Raw genomic sequence first — 4,859 nt, forward strand, 5'->3', positions numbered from 1 at the left:
GATCATGATGCGCTGGCGCATGCCGCCGGAGAACTGGTGCGGGAAGTCGCCCACCCGCTGGGCGGCGGCGGGGATCCGGACCCGGTCCATCAGCTCGATCGCCTTGGCCCTGGCCTCCTTGCGGTTGTCGCCGCGGTGCTTGCGGTACATCTCGCCGAGCTGGTGGCCGACGGTGAGCACCGGGTTGAGCGAGGAGAGCGCGTCCTGGAAGATCATCGCGATCTTCTGCCCGCGGATCTTGCGCCGCTCGTCCTTGGACATCTTCAGCATGTCCCGGCCGCGGTACAGGATCTCCCCCTTGGGGATGCTGGCCGGCGGCATGTCCAGGATGCCCATGATGGCCTGCGCGGTGACGGACTTGCCGGAGCCCGACTCGCCGAGCACGGCCAGCGTCTCGCCCGCGCTGACGGTGTAGTTGACGCCGTTGACGGCCCGGGCGACGCCCTCCCGGGTCTTGAACTCGACGTGCAGGTCCTTCACGTCCAGCAGCGGCCCGGTGAAGGGTTCCTCACGGGCCGTGCGGGCCTGGTCGGCGACGGTGCTCATGTGCCTTTCCCCTCGCTCAGCGCAGCTTCGGATCGAGGGCGTCGCGCACCGCGTCGCCCAGCATGATGAAGGCCAGCACGGTGACGGAGAGCGCGGCGGCCGGGAAGAACAGGGCGAACGGCGCCTGCCGGATCACCTTCTGCGCGGACGAGATGTCCACGCCCCAGGAGATCGTCGGGTCCTGCAGGCCGATGCCGAGGAAGCTCAGCGTGGCCTCGGCGGTGATGTAGCCGCCGAGCGCGATGGTGGCGACCACGATCACCGGGGCCACCGCGTTGGGCAGGATGTGCCGGAACATCAGCCGCCCGGTGCCGGCGCCGAGCGCCCGCCCGGCGACCACGTAGTCGGACTGCTTCACGGTGATCACCGAGCCGCGCATCACGCGGGCCAACTGCGTCCAGCCGAGGAAGGCCAGCGCGAAGACCACCGACCACACGGTGCGGACCGAGAAGGCGTTCAGGATGACCAGCGCGCCGAGCAGCAGCGGGATGCCGAAGAAGATGTCGATGATCCGGGAGATCACCGAGTCGGTCCAGCCGCCGAAGTACCCGGACACCATCCCGGCCAGACCGCCCAGCACGGTGACCGCCAGGGTGACGCAGATGCCGACCGTGATGGAGGCCCGGGCCCCGTACAGCACCCGGGCGTAGATGGAGCGGCCCTGGCCGTCGTAGCCGAACCAGCCGGCCCCGAAGAAGTCGGTGTAGTCGGGCCTGCGCAGGTAGTCCTGGGTCAGGTTGGCGGCCCGCGGGTCGGCGTTGGTGAACAGCCCCGGCCAGATCGCGATCACGATCAGCAGCAGGATCAGCAGCGCCGAGATGATGAAGGTGGGCCGCTTGCGCAGGTCCCGCCAGGCGTCTCCCCACAGGCTGCGAGCCTGTTCCCGCTTGACCGGGTCGGGCTCGATCAGCGTCTCCTGCTCCACCGCCAGCCCCTGCTGGCCCACGTAGTCCAGGTGGTCGCTGTCGGTCGGCTGGATGTTCCGCAGCGGGTCGTTGTGGTCGGGGATGTCCTCGTTGCGCTCAGGCATAGCGGATCCTCGGGTCCAGGACGGCGTACAGCAGGTCGACGACCAGGCTGGCGACCAGGTACACCAGCACCAGCACGGTGACGATGCCGACCACCGTCGGGCCTTCCTTCTGGTTGATCGCCTTGTAGAGGACGTTGCCGACGCCGGCGATGTTGAAGATGCCCTCGGTGACGATCGCGCCGCCCATCAGCGCGCCCAGGTCGGTGCCCAGGAAGGTGACCACCGGGATCAGCGAGTTGCGCAGCAGGTGCCGCCCGATGATGGTGTGCCGCGGCAGACCCTTGGCGACCGCGGTGCGCATGTAGTCGGCGCGCAGGTTCTCGCCGATCGAGGTGCGGGTGAGCCGGGCCACGTACGCCAGCGACAGGGACGCCAGCACCAGGCCCGGCAGGATCAACTGGGTGATGTCCTCGGAGTCCTGGACGGTGGCCGTCACCCAGCCCAGGTTGATCGCGAAGATCGTCTGCGCGATGTAGCCGAGCACGAACACCGGGATCGAGATCACGATCAGGGTCAGCACCAGCACCAGGGTGTCGGCGACGCTGCCGCGGTACAGGCCCGCGATCAGGCCCAGCGGCAGGCCGACGAAGATCTCGAAGAAGAAGGCGACCAGGGCCAGCCGGATGGTCACCGGGAAGGCGTCCGCCATGATCTCGGAGACCGGGCGGCCGGTGAAGCTGGTGCCGAAGTCCAGGTGGAAGATGTTGTTCATGTAGTGCAGGTACTGCTTCCACAGCGGCTGGTCGAGGTAGTACTTGTGCCGCAGGCTGGCCACCTGCGCCGGGTCGGCCGCCTTGTCGCCGAACATCGCGGCGATCGGGTCGCCGGGCAGGCTGTACACCATCAGGAAGATCAGCAGCGTGGCGCCGAAGAACACCGGGATCATCTGGAGCACGCGGCGTAGTACGTAGTGGCCCATGGGAGCCCTCCCTCCGAAGGGGTGACGTAGTACCGGAGCCCCGCCCTCCGTGCGGGGAGGACGGGGCCGGCGCCTGGCACGGTCAGCCCTTGACCTCGACCTGGGTCCAGGCCGGGTTGCCGAAGGAGTCGAACGTGACGTTCTGGACGTTGGTGGAGTAGCCGGAGTTGGTCCGGTAGTACCAGAGCGGGATGGCCGGCATGTCGAGCGCCAGCTGCTCCTCGGCCTTCTGGTAGCCGGTCGCGGTGTCCTGGATCGAGGCGGCCTGGTCGGCCTCGGTGGAGAGCTTGTCGAACTCCGGGCTGGAGTAGCCGGTGTCGTTCGAGGCCGCGCCGGTGCGGTAGACGTCCGCCAGGAAGTTGGCGTTCAGCGGGTAGTCCTGCACCCAGCCGGTGCGGAACAGGCCGTTGATCTGGTGCCCGGTGATCGCCGCGCGGGCGGTCTTGAAGTCGGTCTTCGGGTCGCCGGAGCAGTTCACCCCGGTCACCTGCCGGATCGAGTTGCAGACCGCGTCCACCCACTCCTTGTGGCCGCCGTCCGCGTTGTACGTGATCTTGATCGCGTTGCCGGGGACGCCGCCGCCCTCCTGGATCAGCTGCTTCGCCTTGTCCGGGTTGTACGTGCAGTAGTCGCCGCAGGTACCGGACTTGTAGCCCTCGACGCCCTCGGCGACCCAGGCGGTGGCGGACTTGCGCGAGCCCTGGAGCACCGTCTGGGTGATGGTGTCCCGGTCGATCGCCATCGACAGGCCCTGCCGGACCTTGGCCGTGTTCGCGGGCTGCCACTCGGGCTGGTAGAGGGTGAAGCCGACGTTCTGGATCGCGCCCTGCGGGGCGTCGACCGCCCGGTCGCCCAGGTCGTTCTTGTAGTTCGCCAGCGCCGACGGCGGCACCTGGTCCATCACGTCCAGGTTGTTGGACTGCAGGTCCGCGTAGGCGGCCTCGGAGGTGGTGTACATCTTGAAGACGACGCCGCCGTTCTTCGGCTTGTCCACGCCCTGGTAGTTGGCGAACGTCTTGGTGACCACCTGCGAGTTGTGGTCCCAGCTGACGAACTGGTACGGCCCGTTGCCCACCGGCTTCTGCCCGTAGCCCGCCGGGTCCTTGAAGAAGCCCTCCGGGAGCGGCGAGAAGGCCACGTACCCCAGCTTGTACGGGAAGTACGAGACCTTGTTGTACAGCTTGATCGTGAAGTGGGTGTCGTCCTGGACGGTCAGGCCGGACATCTTGTCGGTGGTCGGCGAGCCGTTCTCCGGGTGGACGTCCTTGTAGCCCTCGATGTCGCCGAACCAGGAGCTGTTGATCTGGTTGTTGCCGACGTTGGCCGCCCAGTTCCAGGCGTTCACGAAGCTCTGCGCCGTCACCGGCGTGCCGTCGTGGAAGGTCCAGCCCGACTTCAGCGTGACGTTGTAGGTCTGCGCGTCGCTGGTGTCGATGGAGTCCGCGACCTGCATCCGCAGCTTGCCGCTGGTGGGGTCGTAGTCGGCCAGGCCCTTGAACAGGTTCTGCACGATGCGTCCACCGCCGACCTCGTTGGCGTTGGCCGGCTGCAACGGGTTCTGCGGCTCGCTGCTCTGGTAGGTGAAGGTCTTGCTGGCGTCGGACGAACCGCCGCCGGAACCGCCACCGCTGCCGCAACCCGTGGCCACCAGGGCCACGGACGTCGCACTGACAACGGCCCAGCGCACACGGGTGCCTGCAGGCATGGAGCTACCTCCTCAGGGGTGTATGACGCATCTCACCTCATGAGAAGGGCCGAGCAGTTGCGACGCGACCGCAGTAGGGCCGGACGGGGGAGGGACGCCGGAGGGGCACCGGGAGTGTCTCCCGGTGCCCCTCCGGCGTCGCCCGACGGTGCTACGCCGCCGCCGGCTCCCGCTCGGCCGCGAAGTGGCAGGCCGACTCGTGCCTGGCGCCGCCGGCCAGCAGCTCGGGGACGGCCAGCAGCGGGAGCTCGGTGGAGCAGCGTTCCTCCGCCTTCCAGCAGCGGGTGCGGAAGCGGCACCCGGACGGCGGGTTGGCCGGGGAGGGGATGTCCCCGGAGAGGATGATCCGCTCCCGGTTCTCCCGGTCGCTCGGGTCCGGCACCGGCACGGCCGACAGCAGCGCCTGGGTGTACGGGTGGGTGGCGTGGTCGTAGATCTCCAGGTCGGAGCCGATCTCGACCATCTTGCCCAGGTACATCACGCCGACCCGGTCGGAGATGTGCCGGACGATGGAGAGGTCGTGGGCGATGAACATGTAGGAGAGCTCGAAGTCCTGCTGCAGCTGCTCCAGCAGGTTGATCACCTGGGCCTGCACCGACACGTCGAGCGCGGAGACCGGCTCGTCGCAGATGATGACCTCGGGCTTGAGCGCCAGGCCG

Annotated in this window: 5 protein-coding genes; all 5 read right to left on the minus strand. The window is 68.2% G+C overall.

Features of this window, described 5'->3' with window-relative positions:
* The coding region (locus tag OO48_RS33590; protein WP_033223348.1) for an ATP-binding cassette domain-containing protein at nucleotides 1–546 on the minus strand (546 nt) is incomplete at its 3' end.
* Nucleotides 547–562: 16 nt separating this feature from the next.
* A complete protein-coding gene (locus OO48_RS33595) occupies nucleotides 563–1,576 on the minus strand; it encodes an ABC transporter permease (protein WP_033223350.1) in 1,014 nt (337 codons plus the stop codon).
* Nucleotides 1,569–2,495, minus strand: coding sequence for an ABC transporter permease (locus OO48_RS33600; protein ID WP_033223353.1), 927 nt, complete (start codon nucleotides 2,493–2,495; stop codon nucleotides 1,569–1,571). The genes OO48_RS33595 and OO48_RS33600 overlap by 8 nt, the downstream gene beginning before the upstream one ends.
* An 82-nt stretch (nucleotides 2,496–2,577) precedes the next feature.
* On the minus strand, nucleotides 2,578–4,200 hold the full coding sequence (locus OO48_RS33605; RefSeq protein WP_033223358.1) for a peptide ABC transporter substrate-binding protein: 1,623 nt from the start codon (nucleotides 4,198–4,200) through the stop codon (nucleotides 2,578–2,580).
* 151 nt (nucleotides 4,201–4,351) lie between these two features.
* The coding region (locus OO48_RS33610; protein ID WP_033223360.1) for an oligopeptide/dipeptide ABC transporter ATP-binding protein at nucleotides 4,352–4,859 on the minus strand (508 nt) is incomplete at its 5' end.

It is taken from the genome of Kitasatospora phosalacinea, assembly GCF_000716545.1.
Taxonomy (GTDB): domain Bacteria; phylum Actinomycetota; class Actinomycetes; order Streptomycetales; family Streptomycetaceae; genus Kitasatospora; species Kitasatospora phosalacinea.